Source organism: Bradyrhizobium dasycarpum (assembly GCF_042019905.1).
Lineage (GTDB): Bacteria > Pseudomonadota > Alphaproteobacteria > Rhizobiales > Xanthobacteraceae > Bradyrhizobium > Bradyrhizobium japonicum_B.
Genome location: NZ_CP169574.1, coordinates 609,272 through 628,590 on the forward strand (window position 1 = coordinate 609,272; position 19,319 = coordinate 628,590).

The 19,319-nt window shown below is 64.2% G+C and carries 16 protein-coding genes and 1 tRNA gene; 5 read left to right on the forward strand and 12 right to left on the reverse strand.

From position 1 onward, the window contains the following. The first annotated feature begins 27 nt into the window (after positions 1-27). Positions 28-1,086 (forward strand): phosphotransferase family protein, encoded by a 1,059-nt coding sequence (locus ACETMP_RS03130; protein WP_375159864.1) that lies wholly within the window; start codon positions 28-30, stop codon positions 1,084-1,086. Between the two features lie 101 nt (positions 1,087-1,187). Here the strand turns inward: ACETMP_RS03130 and ACETMP_RS03135 are convergent, their stop codons facing one another. The 3 genes from ACETMP_RS03135 to ACETMP_RS03145 all read right to left on the reverse strand — a co-directional run bounded on the left by ACETMP_RS03135 (position 1,188) and on the right by ACETMP_RS03145 (position 4,914). After that, positions 1,188-1,490 (reverse strand): GIY-YIG nuclease family protein, encoded by a 303-nt coding sequence (locus ACETMP_RS03135; RefSeq protein ID WP_375159865.1) that lies wholly within the window; start codon positions 1,488-1,490, stop codon positions 1,188-1,190. 228 nt (positions 1,491-1,718) lie between these two features. Further along, positions 1,719-2,891, reverse strand: a complete 1,173-nt coding sequence (gene argE, locus ACETMP_RS03140) for an acetylornithine deacetylase (RefSeq protein ID WP_375159866.1) — start codon at positions 2,889-2,891, stop codon at positions 1,719-1,721. 1,237 nt (positions 2,892-4,128) lie between these two features. After that, positions 4,129-4,914 (reverse strand): SDR family NAD(P)-dependent oxidoreductase, encoded by a 786-nt coding sequence (locus tag ACETMP_RS03145; RefSeq protein WP_375159867.1) that lies wholly within the window; start codon positions 4,912-4,914, stop codon positions 4,129-4,131. Positions 4,915-5,049: 135 nt separating this feature from the next. On the opposite strand from ACETMP_RS03145, the gene ACETMP_RS03150 reads away from it, so the two are divergent. Together ACETMP_RS03150 and ACETMP_RS03155 are read left to right on the forward strand one after the other, a co-directional pair. Next, on the forward strand, positions 5,050-5,748 hold the full coding sequence (locus ACETMP_RS03150; protein WP_375159868.1) for a histidine phosphatase family protein: 699 nt from the start codon (positions 5,050-5,052) through the stop codon (positions 5,746-5,748). A 121-nt stretch (positions 5,749-5,869) separates the two neighbouring features. Further along, positions 5,870-6,637 carry an SDR family NAD(P)-dependent oxidoreductase gene (locus ACETMP_RS03155; RefSeq protein ID WP_025037031.1) on the forward strand — a complete coding sequence of 256 codons (768 nt, stop codon included), beginning with the start codon at positions 5,870-5,872 and terminating at the stop codon, positions 6,635-6,637. 203 nt (positions 6,638-6,840) lie between these two features. Here ACETMP_RS03155 and ACETMP_RS03160 read toward each other — a convergent pair whose 3' ends face one another. Further along, positions 6,841-8,076, reverse strand: a complete 1,236-nt coding sequence (locus tag ACETMP_RS03160) for a serine hydrolase domain-containing protein (RefSeq protein WP_375159869.1) — start codon at positions 8,074-8,076, stop codon at positions 6,841-6,843. A 149-nt stretch (positions 8,077-8,225) separates the two neighbouring features. Between ACETMP_RS03160 and ACETMP_RS03165 the strand changes: the two genes are divergently transcribed. Beyond that, positions 8,226-8,301: transfer RNA gene (locus ACETMP_RS03165), tRNA-Trp, on the forward strand. A 643-nt stretch (positions 8,302-8,944) separates the two neighbouring features. On the opposite strand, the gene ACETMP_RS03170 is transcribed toward ACETMP_RS03165, so the two are convergent. From ACETMP_RS03170 to ACETMP_RS03180, 3 genes are all read right to left on the reverse strand, one after another. Continuing rightward, on the reverse strand, positions 8,945-9,706 hold the full coding sequence (locus tag ACETMP_RS03170) for a glycosyltransferase family 2 protein (RefSeq protein ID WP_375159870.1): 762 nt from the start codon (positions 9,704-9,706) through the stop codon (positions 8,945-8,947). Between the two features lie 143 nt (positions 9,707-9,849). Next, positions 9,850-10,356: a hypothetical protein gene (locus ACETMP_RS03175; RefSeq protein ID WP_375159871.1), complete on the reverse strand. Its 507-nt coding sequence runs from the start codon at positions 10,354-10,356 to the stop codon at positions 9,850-9,852. 9 nt (positions 10,357-10,365) lie between these two features. Beyond that, entirely contained in the window at positions 10,366-10,872 is a 507-nt protein-coding gene (locus tag ACETMP_RS03180) for a hypothetical protein (protein ID WP_375159872.1), read from the reverse strand. A gap of 216 nt (positions 10,873-11,088) precedes the next feature. Here ACETMP_RS03180 and ACETMP_RS03185 point away from each other — a divergent pair, with 216 nt between their 5' ends. Beyond that, on the forward strand, positions 11,089-12,690 hold the full coding sequence (locus ACETMP_RS03185; protein WP_375159873.1) for a hypothetical protein: 1,602 nt from the start codon (positions 11,089-11,091) through the stop codon (positions 12,688-12,690). A 7-nt stretch (positions 12,691-12,697) separates the two neighbouring features. Here the strand turns inward: ACETMP_RS03185 and ACETMP_RS03190 are convergent, their stop codons facing one another. The 5 genes from ACETMP_RS03190 to ACETMP_RS03210 all read right to left on the reverse strand — a co-directional run bounded on the left by ACETMP_RS03190 (position 12,698) and on the right by ACETMP_RS03210 (position 19,315). Beyond that, on the reverse strand, positions 12,698-13,732 hold the full coding sequence (locus ACETMP_RS03190) for a Gfo/Idh/MocA family oxidoreductase (RefSeq protein ID WP_375159874.1): 1,035 nt from the start codon (positions 13,730-13,732) through the stop codon (positions 12,698-12,700). Between the two features lie 13 nt (positions 13,733-13,745). Further along, positions 13,746-14,939 (reverse strand): class I SAM-dependent methyltransferase, encoded by a 1,194-nt coding sequence (locus ACETMP_RS03195; protein WP_375159875.1) that lies wholly within the window; start codon positions 14,937-14,939, stop codon positions 13,746-13,748. Then, complete coding sequence (locus ACETMP_RS03200) at positions 14,932-16,149, reverse strand: class I SAM-dependent methyltransferase (protein WP_375159876.1); 1,218 nt, start codon at positions 16,147-16,149, stop codon at positions 14,932-14,934. The genes ACETMP_RS03195 and ACETMP_RS03200 overlap by 8 nt, the downstream gene beginning before the upstream one ends. A gap of 233 nt (positions 16,150-16,382) precedes the next feature. Then, complete coding sequence (locus tag ACETMP_RS03205; RefSeq protein ID WP_375159877.1) at positions 16,383-17,354, reverse strand: lysylphosphatidylglycerol synthase transmembrane domain-containing protein; 972 nt, start codon at positions 17,352-17,354, stop codon at positions 16,383-16,385. Positions 17,355-18,223: 869 nt separating this feature from the next. Continuing rightward, positions 18,224-19,315: a hypothetical protein gene (locus ACETMP_RS03210; RefSeq protein WP_375159878.1), complete on the reverse strand. Its 1,092-nt coding sequence runs from the start codon at positions 19,313-19,315 to the stop codon at positions 18,224-18,226. Positions 19,316-19,319 lie beyond the last annotated feature (4 nt).

Sequence of the window (19,319 nt, forward strand, 5' to 3'; positions counted from 1 at the left end):
AAAGGTCAGGACTGAAGAGGAAGCGTCATGGCCGACGGCGTCAGGAAAGACGAAGAGTTTTCGGGCACAAAGCCGGTCGAGGAGCGGCATCGTTTCGACGAGTTGCGCCTGGAAGCCTGGATGCGCGAGCACGTCGAAGGCTTCGAGGGCCCGCTGGTCGTGCTCCAGTTCAAGGGCGGCCAGTCCAATCCGACCTATCGCCTCAACACTCCGAACCGTTCCTACGTGATGCGCAGAAAACCGTTCGGCAAATTGCTGCCGTCGGCGCACGCGGTCGATCGCGAGTATCGCGTGATCGCAGCGCTCGGCAAGCAGGGGTTTCCGGTCGCACGCGCCTATGCGCTGTGCCAGGACGATAGCGTCATCGGCGCGGCCTTCTACATCATGTCGATGGAGGAGGGCCGGGTGTTCTGGGACCCGACGCTGCCGAGCCAGACACCGGAAGACCGCCGCAAGATCTTCACCAGCAAGATCGAGACGCTGGCGAAACTCCACATGTTCGATCCCACCGCGATCGGCCTCGGCGACTTCGGCAAACCAGGCAACTACTTTGCGCGCCAGATCGACCGCTGGACCAAGCAATATCGGGCCTCCGAGACGCAGCACATTGCCGAATTCGAGAAGGTGGCCGAATGGCTGCCGAAGACGGTGCCGGAACAGGCGCGCGTCTCGATCGTGCACGGCGACTATCGCCTCGACAACATGATTTTCCACGCGACGGAACCGCGCGTGCAGGCCGTGCTGGACTGGGAGCTGTCGACGCTCGGCGATCCCATGGCCGACTTCACCTATCTCTTGATGCAGTGGATCATGCCGGGCCTCGACGGCGCCGACCTCAAGGCGCTCAACATCCCGAGCCTGGAAGAAGCCGCGCAGCTCTATTGCAACGTCACCAAGATGACGGTGCCCGATCTCAACTGGTACTTCGCCTACAATCTGTTCCGGCTCGCCGGCATCACCCAAGGCATCGCCGGCCGCGTCCGCGACGGCACCGCCGCCAATGCCAAGGCGCTGGAGTCAGCCAAGCGCACCGTGCCGCTGTCGAAGGCGTCATGGGACTACGCGCAGAAGGCGGGCGCGGTGTAGGGACGAAGGCGCGGCTGATGACTGCGCCTTTCTGCTTGCGCCACTCTCGTGTCCCGGACGCGGTGCAGCACGAAGTGCTGCTCCGCAGAGCCGGGACCCAGTCAACTCGCCGACGTATTCAGCTCATTCGTAAGATCGCGCCAATCCGGATTGAGCTCTTCGATCAGCTTGAGCTTCCAGGCACGTCGCCACCGCTTGAGCATATGCTCGCGTGCGCGCGCTTCGAGGATCGACTCGAAGGTTTCGAAATAGACCAGTAGCGTGACCTCGTATTGCCGCGTGAAGCCGGGGACGAGCTTTGCTTTGTGCACGCTGATCCGGCGAGCGAGGTCATTCGTCACTCCGATGTAGAGCGTGCCCTTTCGCTTACTCGCGAGGATGTACACGAAGAAGGACATAACCATGCAACCGGCGTTGTGGTGGTGCGTCCTATAGTTGCACTCTAGGATGACGTCGCCAAGCGCTCTGGGTCCCGGCTCTGCGGAGCGTCACTTCGTGCCGCACCGCGTCCGGGACACGAGACCGCTTTTTGGGTGGCTACGGGGGACTAAGCCATAGTCTCGTGTCCCGGACGCGCTGCAGCGTGCAACGCTGCTGCGCAGAGCCGGGACCCAGCAACTAGGGAGCTCCGGCTACCCCTTCGCACAATGCGCGATCAGCCTCTCCACGAAGCCCGCGCATTTCTCCAGCTCGGCCATCTCCACGAACTCGTCCGGCGTATGCGCCTGTGCGATCGAGCCGGGGCCGATCACGACCGACGGGATATCGGCCATGCTCGCGAATAGGCTGGCTTCGGTGCCGAAGGCGACCTTGGCGTGGTCGTTGCGTCCGGCAAGGCTCTTGGCCAGCGTGACGATCGCGGCGTCCGGTTCGGTGTCGAGGGCGGGATAGTCGAGGATCTCCTCGAAGCCGATGCCGCAATCCGGATGCCGTGCCTTCATCGCCGGCTCGAGCTCGGCCTTGGCCCAGGCGACGATCGCATCCGTGACCTCGCGCGACTCGGTGATGCCGATGCCGCGGCATTCGAACTCGACCGCGCAAGTGTCCGGCACGATGTTCAGCGCGGCGCCGCCGTGGACGATGCTGGTGAGCAGCGTCGAATGCGGAACGTCGTAGAGGCTGTCCGTCGCGCGCGCGGCCGCAAGCTGTTCGGCGCGGCGGCGGATCTCGACGATCAGATCGGCGGCGTACTCGATCGCGTTGACGCCGTCGGGCGCGATCGAGGAATGGCGGGCAAGGCCGCGAAAGGTCGCGCGCACGCCGTGCTTGCCCTTGTGGCCGATGATCACCTTCATCTCGGTCGGCTCGCCGATGAAAGCGCCGATCGGCCTAGTCTTCTTTTTCGCGACGACGCCGAGCATCGGCCGCACGCCGACGCAGCCGATCTCCTCGTCATAGGAAATTGCGAGGTGAATCGGCGTTGCAAGCCTGGCCTCCACCATCTCGGGCACCATGGCGAGGCACACCGCCACAAAGCCCTTCATGTCGGTGGTGCCGCGGCCGTAGAGCTTGCCGTCGCGCTCGACCAGCTTGAACGGATCATGGCTCCAGTCCTGGCCCACGACGGGCACGACGTCGGTATGGCCCGATAGCACGAAGCCCGGTCGGTCCTCGGAGCCGATCGTGACCCACAGCGAGGCCTTTTGCCCTGTCGCGTCGACGATGCGTTCGCCCGTGATGCCGAACGTGGCGAGGTAGTTCTCGATATGGGCGATCAGCGGCAGGTTGGTGCGGTCGCTGACCGTGTCGAACGACACGAGGTCGGCGAGGAGTTTTCGAATACGATCGGATCTTGAGCTCGGCATTGTCTCATTCTGTCAGGGGATATGGAGCACGAAATGCTTGCACGAACCATACCAACGCGATGGCGGGATGGGCAAATCAACATCTCAATCGTCATTCCGGGATGCGCGGCATAGCCCGAAATCCAGCGGCCCGCACCATCCATTGCGAAATGGATTCCGGTTCGCGCCTTCGGCACGCCGTGAAATGACGACGGAGGCTACCAGACCTTGCGGTGCCCGACGGGCGAAACACCCGAGCCATAGGTCAATCTGCGCCGCCGAAAATATTCCACTTTACCGAAATTCGGAAATGACGTATGTGTCGCGGCAACCCGGCCCAAGGAAGAGGGGCGTATCGCGATCGTCACGAACGCGGGCCGGGCGGCGGTGGACGCCGATGGCATCGGCGCGACGGGTTTCGCAGGGCGGGCAACCGTGAGCAAGGCCGTCGCGCACACGACCGGTGCGATCGGCGTACGGCAAAATCGTGTGGTCCTGGCGCCCGGGGTCTGTGCGTCAAGGCTTGCGGTGATGTGGCGGCCCGACCGGGCCCGCGCATCGATGATCCGCAAGGCGACGGGGGCAATAGTGCAACGCTCCCCGGGGAGAGCACGACATAAGCCGTCAAGCCACTGCGCAGGGAAGGCCGGGATGTCTCCGGTTGCCCTGTTCTCCGCTATGCACGAAGCACACGCAGTCTGCTCTTGGCATGGCGGTCCACGGGAGCCACCGGCTCCCGGCCTTCCCTGCGCCCTCTTCATTGATGAGGGCGAAGCGACACGCAAAGCTCGGGCGAGCAAAGCCGCGAGAATGCGATCCCATGTCAATCATTCACCGACGCTCCCGTGCCCCGGACGCAGCGCAGCACGAAGTGATGCGCTGCAGAGCCGGGGCCCATGCGGCAGCGAGTTCTGTAGCTTCCTGGGTCCTGGCTCTGCGCAGCAACGTAAGAACGTTGCGGCGCGTCCGGGACACGCGATTCATGCATTACCGCTCTACACGCTCCGTCATTGCGAGCGCAGCGAAGCAATCCGGAGTCTGTCCGCGGAGGGATTCTGGGTTGTTTCGCTGCGCTCGCAATGACGCTGTCGATGCAGTTGCGCGCAAACTCTGCTCTCGTGCCCCGGAAGCGGCGCAGCACGAAGTGATGCGCTGCAGAGCCGGGGCCCATGCAGCAGCGAGCACGCGGCTCGCTGGGTCCCGGCTCTGCGCAGCAACGTAAGAACGTTGCGGCGCGTCCGGGACACGAGACCCTCGGCTAGACCGGCTTGCCCGTATACGGCATCGACGCGGTGAGGCCGCCGTCCACCGGGAAGGCCTGGCCGTTGACATACGAGGCCTCGTCGCTGGCCAGGAACAGGCCCATCGCGGCGAGTTCGTGCGGCTGGCCGGGACGCTGAAGCGGGTTGAGCTGGCCGATCTTGCCCTGCGTGCCGCGCTCCTTGGCGCGGTCGAAGATCGGCTTGGTCATGCCGGTCTCGATCAGGCCTGGGCACACCGCGTTGATGCGCACGCCGGTGCCGGTGAGCGAATAGGCGGTGGTCTGCACCAGGCTGATCACGCCCGCCTTGCTCGCCGCATAAGGATGCCCGCTGGCGCCGGCCTTGAGGCCGGCGACGGACGCGGTCAGCACGATCGCGCCCGACTGCTGCTTCACCATGTGCGGCATCGCATGTTTCACCGCGAGGAACGGCCCGATCAGATTGATGCGCAGGATCTCCTGCCAGTGCTCCACGGTCTGCTCGGCCAGCGGAACGAGCCCGCCGGAGATGCCGGCATTGGCCCAGATCACGTCGAGCCGGCCGTGGTTCGTCACCGCCTTGTCGATCATGGCGATGACGTCCTTTTCCGAGCCCGCATCCGCGATCATGGCGTCCGCGACGCCGCCGGCCTTCTTGATCTCGGCGACGGTCTCCTTCACCGCCTCGGTGCGATCGACCGCGACCAGCTTGGCGCCTTCCCTGGTGAACAGCAGTGCGGCGGCGCGGCCGATGCCGCTGCCGGCGCCGGTGATGATGACGGATTTGCCTTGCAGGCGGCCCATGCGATTCTCCCTCGTGGTGCCTCGCGCGACGCTTGCCGCGCGATGGAATTTCAAACAAGATTTCAAACGGTAAAGTGTCTTGAGACGGGTTCGCTACTGACGTACAGCGACATCAGGCGGGATGGAAGGGTTTCAATGGCAGGTGCAGACAAGCCCAATGTGGTCGTCACGCGATGGTGGTGGGTCCGTCACGCGCCGGTGCGCAGTGACGGCGGCAACATCTACGGGCAGAGCGACATCGCCTGCGACACCAGCGATACCTACGTGTTCAACGCCGTTGCCAAGGTGCTGCCGCGCAAGGCGGTGTGGTATTCGAGCAATCTGATGCGCACGCACCAGACCGCGGAGGCGATCTGGGCGGCCGGCTTCCCAAAGCCTGCATCGATGACATGGGAAGCGGATCTCGCGGAGCAGAATCTCGGCCGCTGGCAGGGCATGAACCGGGCCCAGTTCATCGCCAGCCGTCCTGTCGGCGCAAGCTGGTTCGCCGACATCAACGAGCCCGCGCCCGGCGGCGAAAGCTTCATGGATCTCTACCACCGCACCCGTCGCACCATCGAGCGGATTAACAATGAGGCGGCCGGGCAGGACATCATCGCGGTCGCCCATGGCGGCACCATCAAGGCGGCGCTGGGGCTCGCGCTCGACGGCCAGCCGGAGCGGGGCCTGTCGTTCGACATCGACAATTGCTCGGTGACCCGGCTCGATCATTTCGCAAGTCCCGAGCGCACGGTCTGGCGATTGCCGATGGTGAACCAGCAGCCGTGGATCGCCGACGCTGCGCACGCGGCGATGCACCAGCCGGCGGGGCCGGAAGTCAAGAAGCTGGCCTGAGTAGGTCGCCATTCCGGGACGGCCCGTTGGGACCGGACCCGGAATTTCGAGATTCCGGGTTCGCTGCTTCGCATCGCCCCGGAATGACATCAACACCAAGATCAAATTCTGGGAGAGACACATGACCTTGTTCGACATGAAGGGGAAAGTCGCCGTCATCACGGGATCGACGCGCGGCATCGGGCTTGCGATCGCCGAGCGCATGGCCGAGCACGGCGCCAAGGTCGTGATCTCCTCGCGCAAGGCCGACGTCTGCGAGCAGGTCGCCAAGGGCATCAACGACAAGTTCGGCAAGGGCACCGCGGTCGCGGTCGCCGCCAACATCTCGTCGAAGGAGAATCTGCAAAACCTCGTCGACGAGAGCAACCGCGCCTTCGGCAAGATCGACGTGCTGGTCTGCAACGCCGCCTCGAACCCGTATTACGGTCCGCTCGCCGGCATCTCCGACGATCAGTTCAGGAAAATTCTCGACAACAACATCGTCGCCAACAACTGGCTGATCTCGATGGTGGTGCCGCAGATGATCGAGCGCAAGGACGGCTCGATCATCATCGTCTCCTCGATCGGCGGATTGAAAGGCTCGACCATCCTCGGCGCCTACGCGATCTCGAAAGCCGCCGACATGCAGCTCGCGCGCAATCTCGCCTGCGAATACGGCCCGCACAACATCCGCGTGAACTGCATCGCGCCGGGCCTGATCAAGACCGACTTCGCCAAGGCGCTGTGGGACAATCCGGAGAACCTGAAGGCCTCGACCTCACGCTCGCCGCTCTTGCGCATCGGCATTCCCGACGAGATCGCGGGCGCGGCGGTGTTCCTGGGATCGAAGGCCGGCGACTTCATGACTGGCCAGACCATGGTGATCGACGGCGGCGCGACGATCAGTTGAGGCGTGAGATCAGGTCGAGGTGTGGCCGCGAAGAACAGTGCGCTCCCTCTCCCGCTTGCGGGAGAGGGTAGGGGAGAGGGTATCTCCGCAGCGAGACTCCTCGACGAGGAGAAAGCCCTCACCCGGCGCTATGCGCCGACCTCTCCCGCAAGCGGGAGAGGTTGCACCGAGTTCGCCGCCCGATCATTCGGCTCAACCAGCGGTCACTCCACCGCCGCGTAAACCAGATCCCGCACCAGGGTCCGCGTGTAGTCGCGCTGTCCCGGCCCCTGGCTCATGAACACCGCGAACAGATCCTCCTTCGGATCGATCCAGAAGAACGTGCCGGCGATGCCGCTCCAGAAATACTGGCCGACGCTGCCGGGGAACGGCGCGATGCCGGCCTCGCGGCGCACGGCGAAGCCGAGACCGAAGCCGTGGCCGGGCGAGAGCAGGGTGCCGTTGGTCTGAACATGCGGCCCGAGGTGATCCGACGCCATCAGCTCCAGCGTCTTGCGGCCGATGATCCTGTTGCCGTCGAGCGTGCCGCCGTTGCGCAGCATCAGGCAGAAGCGGGCATAGTCCATCGTCGTTGAAACGAGACCGCCGCCGCCGGATTCCATCACCGGCTGCTCGAGCATGTTGAACAGCGCGACCTTGTCGCCGGTCCAGGGATCGGCCGCGAACGGCTCGGCGAGCCGGCCCGCATTGGCCTCGGAGGTCGAGAAGCCGGTCTCGGCCATCTGCAGCGGTGCGAGCACGCGCTCGGTGAGGAAGGCGCCGAGCGACTTGCCGCTGACGACCTCGACGATGCGGCCGAGAATGTCGGTGGAGCGGCTGTAGTTGAACTCCGCGCCGGGCTGGCAGACCAGCGGGAAGCTCGCCACCAATGCGGCATGTTCGGCGTTGCTGATCTTGCGGCTGCGGACGCGGGACTCCTGATAGAGCTTGTGCACGGGGCCGTCGCCCTGGTGCTCGTAGGTGAGGCCTGAGGTGTGGCGAAGCAGGTCCTGCACGGTCATCGGCCGGGTCGGGGGCACCAGCTCCAGCTTGCCGTCCCTGACGATTCCGACCTGCTGGTTGGCGAATTCCGGGATGAGTTTGGCGACGGGATCGTTGAGCAGGAGGCGGCCGTCCTCGACCAGCGCCATGATGGCGACCGAGACGATCGGCTTGGTCATCGAGAAGATCCGGAAGATCGAATCACGGGCCATCGGCGCGGCGGCCGCCGGGCTCTGCCTGCCGAGCGCCTCGAACCAGCCGACCTGGCCGCCTCTCGCCACTAGCACGGTGACCCCGGGAACGGTTCCCTTGTCGATCTCGCGCTTGAAGGCGTCCGACATGGCCTGGAGGCGGGGACGCGATAGCCCCAGCGTCTCCGGGCGGGCCTCCGGCAGGGGCGGGGTCGATGGCGCGATGGTGGCCTGTGAGGCGGCTGTGGCGGTCGCTGTCGCGGTCATGGGCACTCCCGGTTGCTTTTGTTATCGCCGACGGACTGTGGCCCAGAAAGCCCGGCACAAACAAGCGAAGCCGGCGCGGTTCACCCTTGCAAAGCGGCCGTCCCTTGTGCTTGAAAGCGCGCCTGATCCTGTGGCGACGCGGGGTCCGTAGGAGTGTAGCTCAATTGGTAGAGCACCGGTCTCCAAAACCGGGGGTCGCAGGTTCGAGCCCTGCCACTCCTGCCAGATAATTCAATGGCTTAAGCGGCTCTTGTTTCGAACCGAGGCCGAACTGGACCTCAGCTCGGACCCGAATGGGTCAGGCCCCCCAAACTTCCGGCAGGCAGCGGCTGTTGACGATGGCCGTGATTGATGTGCCCGCGTGCTCCCTTGTTCAGGAGCAGGGCAAGCTGGTGCCCCGAGGCCCGCCGGCTCCGGCGGGCCTTATCCGTGCGTGGACGAATGCCCTTAGTAGCGGTCGTAATAGCCCGGCGGGTACCGGTGCCGGTGAGGCCGGTAATAACCCTCTGGGGGATAATGTCTCGGCGTCGGCCTCACATAGAGGCCGGGGGCGTGATAGCCGTTGGGATAGCAATAGCCGTTCGAATAGTTGAAGTCATAGCCCCGCGGACACCAGCCGTTTCTCCCGGGGAACTGAACCTGTTGAACCAGAGGCTCCTGGGCGGGCGGGGCCGATACTGGTCCAAGGGTACCCAGCGCCAGTACCACGGCTTGAATAAGCACAGTTTCTCTCCCTCTTTGGTCGATCCTGTAACGATGGGCCAGGACGCGAGTTCCGGTAAGGGAGCTTATAGCGCCCTGACGCGCAACGGCTGTTGAACGGTACATTCACCTGCCGTTCAGGCGAGGAGCGCGGGCGAGGCGTCGCCTAGCGTGCCGGGACGCGTCCTGCGCCGCGGGGAACCTGACTGAGGTCGACGTCCCGGATGGGAACGCGGCGCAGCAGCGACACGATGGTGCCGCAGAGCTCGAAATAAGTGCGCAGCCGCAGCGCACGGGACGACCCCTTCAGCTCCGCGTTCAAGCTCACGGGCACCTGCACGTAGCTGAGGCCGAGCTGGAGCAGCGAGATCAAGGCGCAGATCTGATAACCGTAGCCGTCGGTCTTCACCGCGATCTGGCGCAGCCATTTCACGGGGTAGACGATCATGCTGTGGTAGTCGGACAGCCAGAAGCCGAACAGGCAGTTCAGGATGAAGCGCAGCGAATGCGACTGCAGCGAGCGGTTGACCGAGCGGTCCGATTGGTTGTCGCGATGGGTAATGACGAGGTCGGCGGCGCCCGCCGCCTTGAACATCCGGGCAATACCTTCGTTCTGGAAGGCGTGATCGCCGGGAATGAGCGTGATGGCGTCGAATTTCGCGCGCGACAGGGCGTATTCGAAGCCGGCGCCGACGCCCCGCCTTTCGGCGTTATGCTGCACGATGATGCGCGGATCGCCGGCGGCGAACTCGTCCATGATCGCGCCGGTGGCATCGGTGCTGCCGTCGTCGATCAGGAAGATTTCGAAGTCGTCGAGCAGCTCGCAGGCGAGCGGCAGGACGCCGCCAATGGTGTCGGCGATCTTGTCCTGCTCGTTCAGAGCAGGGATGACGATGGTAAGCCGCTTTGCCGCCCTGGAAGGTGTCATCTCTAGCTGCCTGTTGCCGGCCCCTTTCGACCGGCGGCCCCCTGACGCAACTCTAGGTCATAAGGCCCGGGCGAACAATAAGGCCCCCGCAGATTCGACCTGCACAACCGGCACGAAACCGGTGATGTGTGTATTTCCCGCCACTAGTCGGAAAAATCGTAAAGGCTGGTGTCGCCGATGCCGAAAGCGCGGCGCAGCCGCCCGACGCGGGCTGCCATGACCCGGCCGGCTGCCGTCGCGGCGAAGTGCGAGTCGAGCGGCTCGACCAAGCCGCCCTCGACCAGGTTCCCTATTCGTCCCTGGAACAGAGCTGGAACCTGCCGTTCGGCGATGTCCGAGATCGGTGCGCTCCGCTGGGGCCGGTCGACGAGGCCAAGCAGAATCTCCAGGGACACCGATTTGTACACTGCGCCAAAAGCGAAGACGTAAGCCATGATGCAAAACCCGAAGATCGACGCAGCGTCCCAATACCTGAATGGCGCGACGACGAAGATTCCGAGCACGACGCCCAGGCCATGCGTGACGACCGCGGCGATCGCGAGCAGGGTTACGGGCGCAACCGTCCAACCGCGCGCGCGGGCTATCAGCTGCAAGGCGGGCGACAGCAGGGCGAAGCTAACCGCGGCGAGGATTCCGACAATGAAGGACATCGTGGTCGCTCACCCAAGCCCGGTCGACAGGCGAACGAACTTGACGAGGCGCGCGACGGCGACGCCTTTTGCCGTCGGGGCCAACTTGCCGTCCGCGGCGATCACCAGCCTCGCACCGACCAGGAGCTTCAGGCGATTGTGCGTGAAGGTGCCGAGATCGCCGCCCTGCATGTAGGCCACCGCCCATTGCTCGAGAGTCAGTGGACGGTCGGCCTTGACCAGTGCCGTGAGCAGCGTCAGCGTGAAGCCCCAGGCCAGCAGGCTGAACAGGATGTAGAAGAACATCATCGCAGCCGCCAGCAGGAACAGGCCGCCGAGCACGTCGTCGAAATGGCGTTGCCCGGGAAGCGCGATACAGGCGATCGCGTAAAGGGCCATGATGCTGAAGCAGCCGAGCCGGAAGCGGCGACCTGATCCGCCGGTGGCGGCGATGCGCGCATAGCACAGCAGCAACAGCGGCAGCGCAAGACTGAGACCAATCGCAGCGGCTTGCGCGGGGCCCGGTAGCATGTTCATTGCGGAAAATCGTCCCGGACGCCTCTCGGTCCAGCCAGTGCGAAATTCTATAGGAGGTCGCATTTTTCCGGTCAAGGGAGCCCGTCGGGGCGCCCTTGCGGACCTCACCCGGGCGTGCGAATCCTTGTCGGCGATGCCGTTCCTCCCTCCGAGATGCCCCCATTGTCGCGTGCGATAGTCGTCCTCCTTGCCGCTTTATTGGCTGCGCATGCACCGATGCTCCTGAACGACGGTCTCTTCATGGACGATTGGCTGGTGCTCAAGCCGCGTCCGGACTATTTCATCGATATCGACTTTCTGCTGAACGGCGCTGGTCATCCGATCTTCTACAACTACGACAGGTTCGCGAACTGGACGGGCGCACCGGTCGCCGTGATGGTCTCGCTGGCGTTTGCCGGGATCGTCTTCGGCGCGACATCGCTGGCGTTGACCGCAAGGCGTCTCGGCCTGCTCGACCGCGCCGAGGCGGTCGGTTTCGCCCTGAGCGTCTGGACCTATCCCGGCTATCAGCTCTGGGCCGGCAAGGCGAACGCGGTCTACGTTTTCAGCTTCGGGCTCCTGTTCGTCGGTGCCTGGTTGTTGACGCTGGCCTTCAGTGCCCGTGGTCCGCGGCGCGTGCTGCTTCGCCTCGCCTGCGTGCTCGCGTTCCTGCTCGGTTTCGCGCTCAACTCCACGATCGTGCTTTTTGCGTTTGTGATGCTGGGCCTCTTCGTTGCGATCTGGCGTGGCGGCAACGCGGCGGACGGCTTCGTTCGCCGCACCTGGCTCGCAGGCTGGCGTTGTGCCGCAGGTTATCCGGAGTTGATCGCACTTCCCTTGATCTACTGGGGCACGCTCAACATCTGGTTCAAGCGGATGGGCGTGTACGCGCAGCACTATGACGCGCATTTTCCGCCTCTCGGCGAGTTGGCGAGGGGGTGGTGGACATTCTTCGTCGCGGGTTACCGGGACGTTGTGGCGAATGCGGTGCGCGCGGCGACTACGGTCCCGACGCTTTTCATCGCGGCGGCCGTGCTCGCCGGCATCGTTGTGCTGCTGCTGCGTTCCGACACGAAGCCGGCCGCATCCAGGCTCTCGATCTTTCTGCCGCTCGTGCTTGCCGTCATGCTGTTCCTCGCATTGGCATCGCCCTATCTGATCGCCGGCTTGCGGCCGTCCTCCATGCATTTCTACGAGAGCCGTCATCTGCTGATGTTCGGCGTGCCGTCGGCGCTGGTGTTGCTCGCAGTCAAGCGGCTGGTCGAACGCTGGACCAGCCCTCGCTTGGCCTTTGCGGCCGTATTCGGCGCGGGGCTGATCGTGTCGATCGGCATGCTGTGGACCGACTACATCTTCATGCAGGCGAGAACGCTGAAGCAGGAGGCTCTGGCGCGCGATCTTGCCGGTCGGGCCCAGCCCGCGGCGACGGTCTATGCGCTCGACGACGGTTTCTTCGATTACCCCTCACGCCATGTGCCGTTCGGCCTTGCCGAAGTCACCGGCATGCTCCGCCTTGCCTGGGGAAATCAGCCGTTTTTCGGATTTGCACTGCGCGCCGAGCGGCCCGACATCCTGCGCAGCATGGACGAGGCGCGCAAGGCTCCGGGAAGCGCCTTCCATCATTTTGATCCGTCGGGACCGCAGGCGACGATCTCCTTCCAGCCGGGGCCGGGAGCAGCACCGAACCCGGTCCTGGTGCGGAAGTACTATGCGTGCCGCCTGCTGGCGCGCTGCGACGTTCCGGAGTTCCTGGCGCAGCTCGCGCAGGTCACGATCAAGCTTGGGCCGATCGCGGGGATCCTGCCGATCGAGAAGAATGCCGCGCCTGAAGTGCGATGAGGATGATTCAGCCGCGAGCCCACTGTTTCCAAACCGTCTCCGCAAGCGCGATGTCGGTGACCGAATCCGCGCCGGAGGCCAGCGGTGTACCGTGCGTGGCGACATCGGAAACGAAGGCATCGGCCTGACGCCGGAAGGCCCAGCTCGCACCATTCGTCAACCGCGTGCGTTGACCGTCGCGATCGACAACCACCTCCGCCTCTTGCGCGGCAAAGGGTGGGGGCAGCTCCAGCATCACCGCGCCGCGTTCGAACTCGATCGTCAGTCCCTCGCGCCAGGCTCCGTCCGATCCGCTGACGAGATCGAGCGTGCAGGCGATGCCGTCGAAATCGAGAACGATGCGCCCGGCCCCTGAAGCCTCGATCCCGCTTTCGGCGACCGCGGGCGACGATCCCAGAAAATAGCGCGACAGATTGATGATGTGGCTGAAGACGTTCAGAAAGTTGTCGTAGCCGGGACGTATCGCGCGCGGCATCCAGTCGGGGCCGTCCTGCCAGAGCTCGATTCCGTCCGGTCGCGCTTCACCGGTCATCACGAAATTATCTTGCGACCGCCCTGTATCGCCGCCGAAGCACCAGCCCTTTGCCCGGACGATGCGTCCGAGTGAGCCGTCAAGACGCAAGCGCGTCAGCACCTCGAGCGCCCGTGCCACGCCGGCGTCGTGACGCTTCATGTAGCCGATGCTGTAGACGAGGTTTTGCCGCCGTGCGGCTTCGGCCAGCGACATGGCCTGGGCGGTCGTGTAGGCCATCGGCTTTTCAGAGAGCACGTGCCGACCGCTGTTGAGCGCGTCCAGCACGATCGGGCCAGTGGCAGGGCGCTTGGTCACGACCACGACGGCGGATACCGCGCTATCGGCGAGCAGCTCCCGGTGCGAGCCGTAAGTGCGCGAGATGCCGAACTTCTGAGCGGCCGCAGCCGCCAGATCCGGCCGGAGGTCTGCGATCGCGACCACGCGACAGGCGGGATTGGCGGCGAAATTGGCGAGGTGGCACATCTGGCCGACCATGCCCGTTCCGATGATGCCAATGCCTGGCCTCAATGGCTGCGCTCCCTCAGCGCTTCCGGATGACGAGGAAATGCGCCGGCTGTCCCCAGATGTTGATGAATGCCGAATCCGACCGGGCGAGGGCGGCGACGGCGGACGTGTCCCGTCGCCCGATCGCAGCAAAGATGCGATGGAAGCTGTCGAGTGTCGCCGTGATGGCTTCGATGTCGGCCGCGTCGTCGGCGAGAATGTCCGTGGTGCCGATCGTCTCGCGCAAGGAGGCAAGGCCCGCGACGACGCGCGGCAGGCTCTCGCCGAAGGGATCGTCGATCATTGCATCGACGTCACGAACCAGCGCCTCGATCGACGCGGAGATCGCCTGCACGGCATCGGCCTTGCCGACCAGATAGAGCTTCCGCCCGCCGAGGAAGCTCAGGCGGCTGCGATCGAGATGGCGTGCGGCGCGACGCAGCTTCTCGTCACCGGCCAGAACCTTCTTGTGCCAGTAGATGTCGAGGCTGTCGCGGTAGGCCGGCCATGCCGAATGGACGTCGAATCCCCTGTCGTGCGCGGCCGTGCACAACGCGGTCGCATCGAGGAAGTAGCGATGCCGGACGAACGGATTTTCAAGCACGTCCATCAGCCAGGATTCGAAGCTGCGGGTGTGCGGAATACTGTTCCACTTCGGCTCGAACAGCATCTTCGCCGTATCGAGGGCGGCGTGACCGGTCAACACCTTGCCCGCCGCATGCATCGCTTTGAGTGCGAGCTCGAAGAAGCCGCCATAGCGCTCGTAGTAGGAGACGACGGCGTAACCGTCGGGATTGAGCAGGCGGTGAAAGACGGCAAGCCACTTTTCGCTCGGCTGCACGGTGTAGATGAAGCCCTCGGCATCGACGATGTCGAAACGGCGGTCGCTGCTGAAGCCTTCGACGTCGGCCAGCGCGAGTTCGCGAAGACGTCCGGTCAGGCCGAAACGGGTGAAATAGGCCTCGATCTTCGGGTGCGCGAGCCGGTTCGGTTCGGCGAGCGTCATGTTCGCGCCCCAGCCGGCGAACACCAGCGCATTCTCGCCGGAATCGGGGCCGAACTCGAGCACCTCGGCATCGCGGAACAGTCGCGGCGGCAGCACGAGCTTGTCCGAAAACAGCTCGTGCCGCTGGGTGGCATAGGCCTCGAGCTCGCTGGACGATTTGAAGTTCCCGAACGTCGGCAGGACGTCCTGACGTTCGTAATAGTTGAAGAGCTTGTCGTCAGCCATCCCGCGACCCTGCGGCCGCCTCGAGACGATCGAGCTCGCTCCAGATGTCCGAGGGTGCGAAGATCGAAACGATCTGCAACGGCCGCTTCACAGTCTCGCGCAACCGGCTGCTGACCTTGGCCTCGTTCTCCTCGTTCACGGCGAGAAGACAGACCAGCGGCCCGGACTTGCCTGCGAGCTCCTCGGGCGCACGGATCGGAATGCCGGTGCCGGGCAGGAACAATCCCTGGCGCTCCTTCTGGTCGTCGACGGAGAGATCGACGAGATCGGCCAGCTCGTGGGCGTTGGTGAAGGTGCAGGCGCGGCAGCCGGCGCCGTAGATGGCAATCTCCGCGCCGTTGGCGCGGGCCCTGGCGAGAATTGGGCGGAGACGCGCGCCATACTCTCTTGCGCGCTGACCGAATTTCTCGCCGACGCCGGATGGCGCAGGCGGCGGCGTCACTGCGCCCTTGGCACGGCGGGCCGCGACCGCGAGGCTGCCGCCGCTGAAATTGTATGTCTTCACCGACACTGCCTCGAAACCGTGGCGCGCCAGCAGGGCGAGGAGGGTCGGTTCGGTGAAATAGCTGACGTGCTCTTCCCAGAGCACCGAGAGGTCGCCCACGGCCGAGCCGGGCGCGAAATCGGGCACGTCGATGAACAGCAGCCCATCCTCCTTCAGCGCGATCTTCACGCAAGCGAAGAAGTTCTCGAAATCGACGATGTGCTCGAGCACCTGGCGCGATACGACGAGGTCGAACTTGCCGGACTGAGCGACCGCGTCGTGGGCCATCTCCGGGCTGAGCATGTCGGCATAGACCGTGATGCCGCGCTCGCGGGCGATCTTGCCCGACACCGGATTGGGCTCGACACCGACCATGATCTTGGTGCCGCGCTCACGCAACTTGTCCATGAACAGGCCGTCGTTGCAACCGATCTCGAACACGGATTGATGCTTGGAGAATTTCGCGATGGTGTCGAGCTCGTCGGCCTGATGCGGCTCCGGCTTCCAGCTGCTGAAATTGTAGTTGAACTGGCGATACAGAATTTCTGGATCGATCGGCTTGACGATCTGAGGCAGGCCGCAATCGCCGCAGGCCAGCACTTCGAACGGATACCGTTCCTCCTGCTCGTTTCGGCTATGCCGAAGGCGATGCGCAATCGGCATCAATCCGAGGTCGATGACCGGACGCAGGTTGGTCGAGTGGCAAAGGCGGCAATGGTCGGTCACTGGTCTGGCTCTTTGCAGGAACAACATGGGGGCAGAGCCCCGGGTGAAACTCCGAACTGGCTGAAGGCTATATAGTGGCTCAGCCTGCGCCACAATTCCTAAGTTGCCCTGTCCCTGCGCCACCGGCGGCGGGACAGCCGCCGCGCCACAGCAGGGGCTTCGATCGATGGCATCCGGCTCGTCGGGTTGCCGCGGCAGTTCCGTGCAGTTGCACGTCGTTCAGCTCCGCGCAATTACCGCTGTTGGAGCGGTGGAGCAGTATCATCCGGTTCGGCGCTATAAGTCGCACGCTCGGGCGCAAGCAGCCACACAGCGCCCCCGATGACTCCGACAATGAGATTGCCGAGCCCGAGCAGGATGGATATTGCGAGCGCCTTGTCGGATGCGATGCCGACAAGCCCGAGTGCGCCGACCATCGCTCCTTCACGAATGCCCCATCCTCCGATGGAAAGCGGGACGGCGGCCGCCATGATCACCAGCGGCACGAGGACGAATGCGTCGAGTGCGGACAACCCGGCGTCCAGCCCGATCGCCAGAGCATAGGAAGCCGCGATGGTCAGGAGATGAACGACAATAGCCGAACCGACCAAGGCTTCACGTCCTGCTCTCGCGAGTAGCGGAGCCTCGAGCAGCGCCACAAACTGCATGACCCGGACGGGAAGAACGGCGGTCACTCGGGCCGGCATCCGAGTCAGCATCATCAGGACGATTGCGCCGGAATATGCGGCAGCGACGATCGCTGCGATAGCGAACAGCAAGACGTTGTCATGGATGCGCGAGATCAGGAACGGCATTCCCGCCAAGATGAGGAAGCCGAGGGTCAGAAGGCCGATGAACCGATCTGCGACGATGCTGCTCAGGGTCTGCGACCACTTGATTCCATGGCGCCGCAACATCCATATGCGGATCGCTTCGCCGCCGGAGGGCAACACCTGATTGAACCAGGCGCTGGCAAGTACGATGCGCCATCCGGCCACCCAATCCAGGGACACGCCGATCGCGCGGAGGATGAGAATCCAGCGGTTGCACAGGGCGAACGTCTGCGCGAACAGCAGCAACATCGCCAGCGCGAGCATGTGTAATTCAACGGCGAGAAGGTCGGCCTTGAGTGACGAGAGATCGAGGTCGCGTGCGACCAGAACGATAATGCCCGCTGAGACCACGAATTTGGTCAGGACAATGATCGTCTTCTTGCCAGGAGGCATCGTCAGCCCGTTCCACCCGTCAGCAGCCAGTCCTTCCCGGCTTCGCGCATCGGCTGGACGCGAGCGGCCGGAGGAGAGCGATCGGGAGCCGCGGCGCTAGCTCTGGCGAGCATGGGCGCGATGGCTCGAATCGAACTGGTTCATTCCCGCGAAACCTATCAGGAGGATCGACGGGAGCCATAGTATGAGCATTGCTTTGCCTATCGGGCCCCAAGGCCCGACTCTTCGCAGGCCGGCGCGGGTAACGCCAGCAGCCAGGCGGTTCCACGTACTCCGGGCCGGCGGCAAGGTGGCCGGTATTCAGCTCTTGCCAAAGGAATCGGCAGATCGTCCTTCAATTGCACGAGCTCGCCGCGACCTTGCGTGGCCGACGGCGCATCCTCGAGGACGGCCCTCATCAGTTCGAGGAGTCTGATGCGATCGGGCGGCGGAATGCCGGGCGCAGCGCGGTAGCGCCAGGCCTCTCGGCGTGGGGGGCAGGGAAAGAACTTCGAGGTAGGAGACCGTGCAGGCGTCGTTCCGGATAGCCCCGGAACTGTCGAAATCCCCACAATGATCCGTGTACACGAACGACCGCTCTCGATTTTCATCCCGCAGCATCATCTGAGCGACATTCATGTCGGGGGCGCCTAGGCAGCGGGAGCGATATGAGATCAAGTGGGGATCCTCTATATGGAGCCTCACGACCTTTGGTTCGGGGTCAGCAAGCAAGGCTGCCCGAACTTGCCGCTGGAGATCCGAGTTGATCAGCCCGTCATAGAGAAGCCGTTTGGAGTCCTGCACCATGGACAGCGCGAACACGGTGAGCAGGCCGCCAGCCAAGCCGGCGCGCAATCGTGCTCCCGGAACCAGCTGGATGAACGTCGCCATCAGCAACAAGACGCCGACCTGCGAGGGAAAGAGCAGTCTGGATTCCCCCGCATCACGTCGCCATAAATTCCAGTGATGGCGTAAGGCATCGCCCCGAGGAGGGCGATTGCGGCTCCGAGCACCAACAGCAGCATCGCGTTGGCTGACGAGACAAAGCTCCTCAGCAGCCATGGTGTCCAGAACGCGCTCGCGGAGAGCAGAGCGGAGCCGACCACGGCGGCCAATGCCAGGACTGTGGAATTGCGGCTTCCCAGCAACCCGAACCCGTGGGAATAGGCGTATTCAAGGCCGGTCCGAAAGGCCATGAAATGGGCAACCAGCGCTTTCCGGATGACGACAGGGTCGGACACGAAACTATATTGTCCGGCGTAGTGACCGCTCTTCCCCAAGATCGTCATCCGCAGCACGACGATGGTCGCGACGGCCAACCAGAACGGAGCGAGCCGCGCGAGTGTCCGCGTCCAACGTTCGCCGGGAGTTCGGGCCAGCACGACCCGGAGCGGCTCGAGGGCGATCAAGGTCTCCAGCGACAATGAGAAGAGCAGGCAGAACGGCGCGGCCCATCGAAGCGCCCGCACTTTCGAATGGGTCAACTCGTAAGACAACAAATAGAAGAGCAGGAAGACGTCGTAGACGGCGTTCTGCGTGAGGCGAATGACGTAAAACGGGCTGAGCAGGAAGAGAGCCGCAAACAAGGCAGCTATCGGCTTCGTGTACGGTGACCTTTGGAGGATGGAGTAGAGCAACACGCCGTTCGCGAGGTGGCAACCCAGACCTGCGAACCGCGCAGCGACGTCCGGCATGTCGGGCAAGAGAACGACGAGCAGCGACATCGGCACGATGAAGCCGGCATGGGCCGCTTCATACAGCACGCGGAAAAGTCCGGGGAGGCCCTCGGTCCAGTAGGTGTAGTAAACGCTCCAGTCGTCGCCGAAGACCTCGCGTGCGAACAGTGCGGGCAAGCTCGCACCAAGGGCGAGAACCGCACCGACCCAGACATATCCGATACCCATTCGCTCGCGCATGTAGGAAAGCGCGGCGTGTGGGATCGTCTTCCAGCGGAAGCCGTTGGGGCTGGCCGGCTCGATCATGGCC

Bases quoted from the DNA above. Each gene is read 5' to 3' on its own strand.
- ACETMP_RS03195 (WP_375159875.1), bottom strand. From the start codon at position 14,939: ATGGCTGACGACAAGCTCTTCAACTATTACGAACGTCAGGACGTCCTG.
- ACETMP_RS03175 (WP_375159871.1), bottom strand. From the start codon at position 10,356: ATGTCCTTCATTGTCGGAATCCTCGCCGCGGTTAGCTTCGCCCTGCTG.
- ACETMP_RS03180 (WP_375159872.1), bottom strand. From the start codon at position 10,872: ATGAACATGCTACCGGGCCCCGCGCAAGCCGCTGCGATTGGTCTCAGT.
- ACETMP_RS03210 (WP_375159878.1), bottom strand. From the start codon at position 19,315: ATGATCGAGCCGGCCAGCCCCAACGGCTTCCGCTGGAAGACGATCCCA.
- ACETMP_RS03155 (WP_025037031.1), top strand. From the start codon at position 5,870: ATGACCTTGTTCGACATGAAGGGGAAAGTCGCCGTCATCACGGGATCG.
- ACETMP_RS03145 (WP_375159867.1), bottom strand. From the start codon at position 4,914: ATGGGCCGCCTGCAAGGCAAATCCGTCATCATCACCGGCGCCGGCAGC.
- ACETMP_RS03160 (WP_375159869.1), bottom strand. From the start codon at position 8,076: ATGACCGCGACAGCGACCGCCACAGCCGCCTCACAGGCCACCATCGCG.
- ACETMP_RS03205 (WP_375159877.1), bottom strand. From the start codon at position 17,354: ATGCCTCCTGGCAAGAAGACGATCATTGTCCTGACCAAATTCGTGGTC.
- ACETMP_RS03185 (WP_375159873.1), top strand. From the start codon at position 11,089: ATGCTCCTGAACGACGGTCTCTTCATGGACGATTGGCTGGTGCTCAAG.
- ACETMP_RS03130 (WP_375159864.1), top strand. From the start codon at position 28: ATGGCCGACGGCGTCAGGAAAGACGAAGAGTTTTCGGGCACAAAGCCG.
- ACETMP_RS03170 (WP_375159870.1), bottom strand. From the start codon at position 9,706: ATGACACCTTCCAGGGCGGCAAAGCGGCTTACCATCGTCATCCCTGCT.
- argE (WP_375159866.1), bottom strand. From the start codon at position 2,891: ATGCCGAGCTCAAGATCCGATCGTATTCGAAAACTCCTCGCCGACCTC.
- ACETMP_RS03135 (WP_375159865.1), bottom strand. From the start codon at position 1,490: ATGGTTATGTCCTTCTTCGTGTACATCCTCGCGAGTAAGCGAAAGGGC.
- ACETMP_RS03150 (WP_375159868.1), top strand. From the start codon at position 5,050: ATGGCAGGTGCAGACAAGCCCAATGTGGTCGTCACGCGATGGTGGTGG.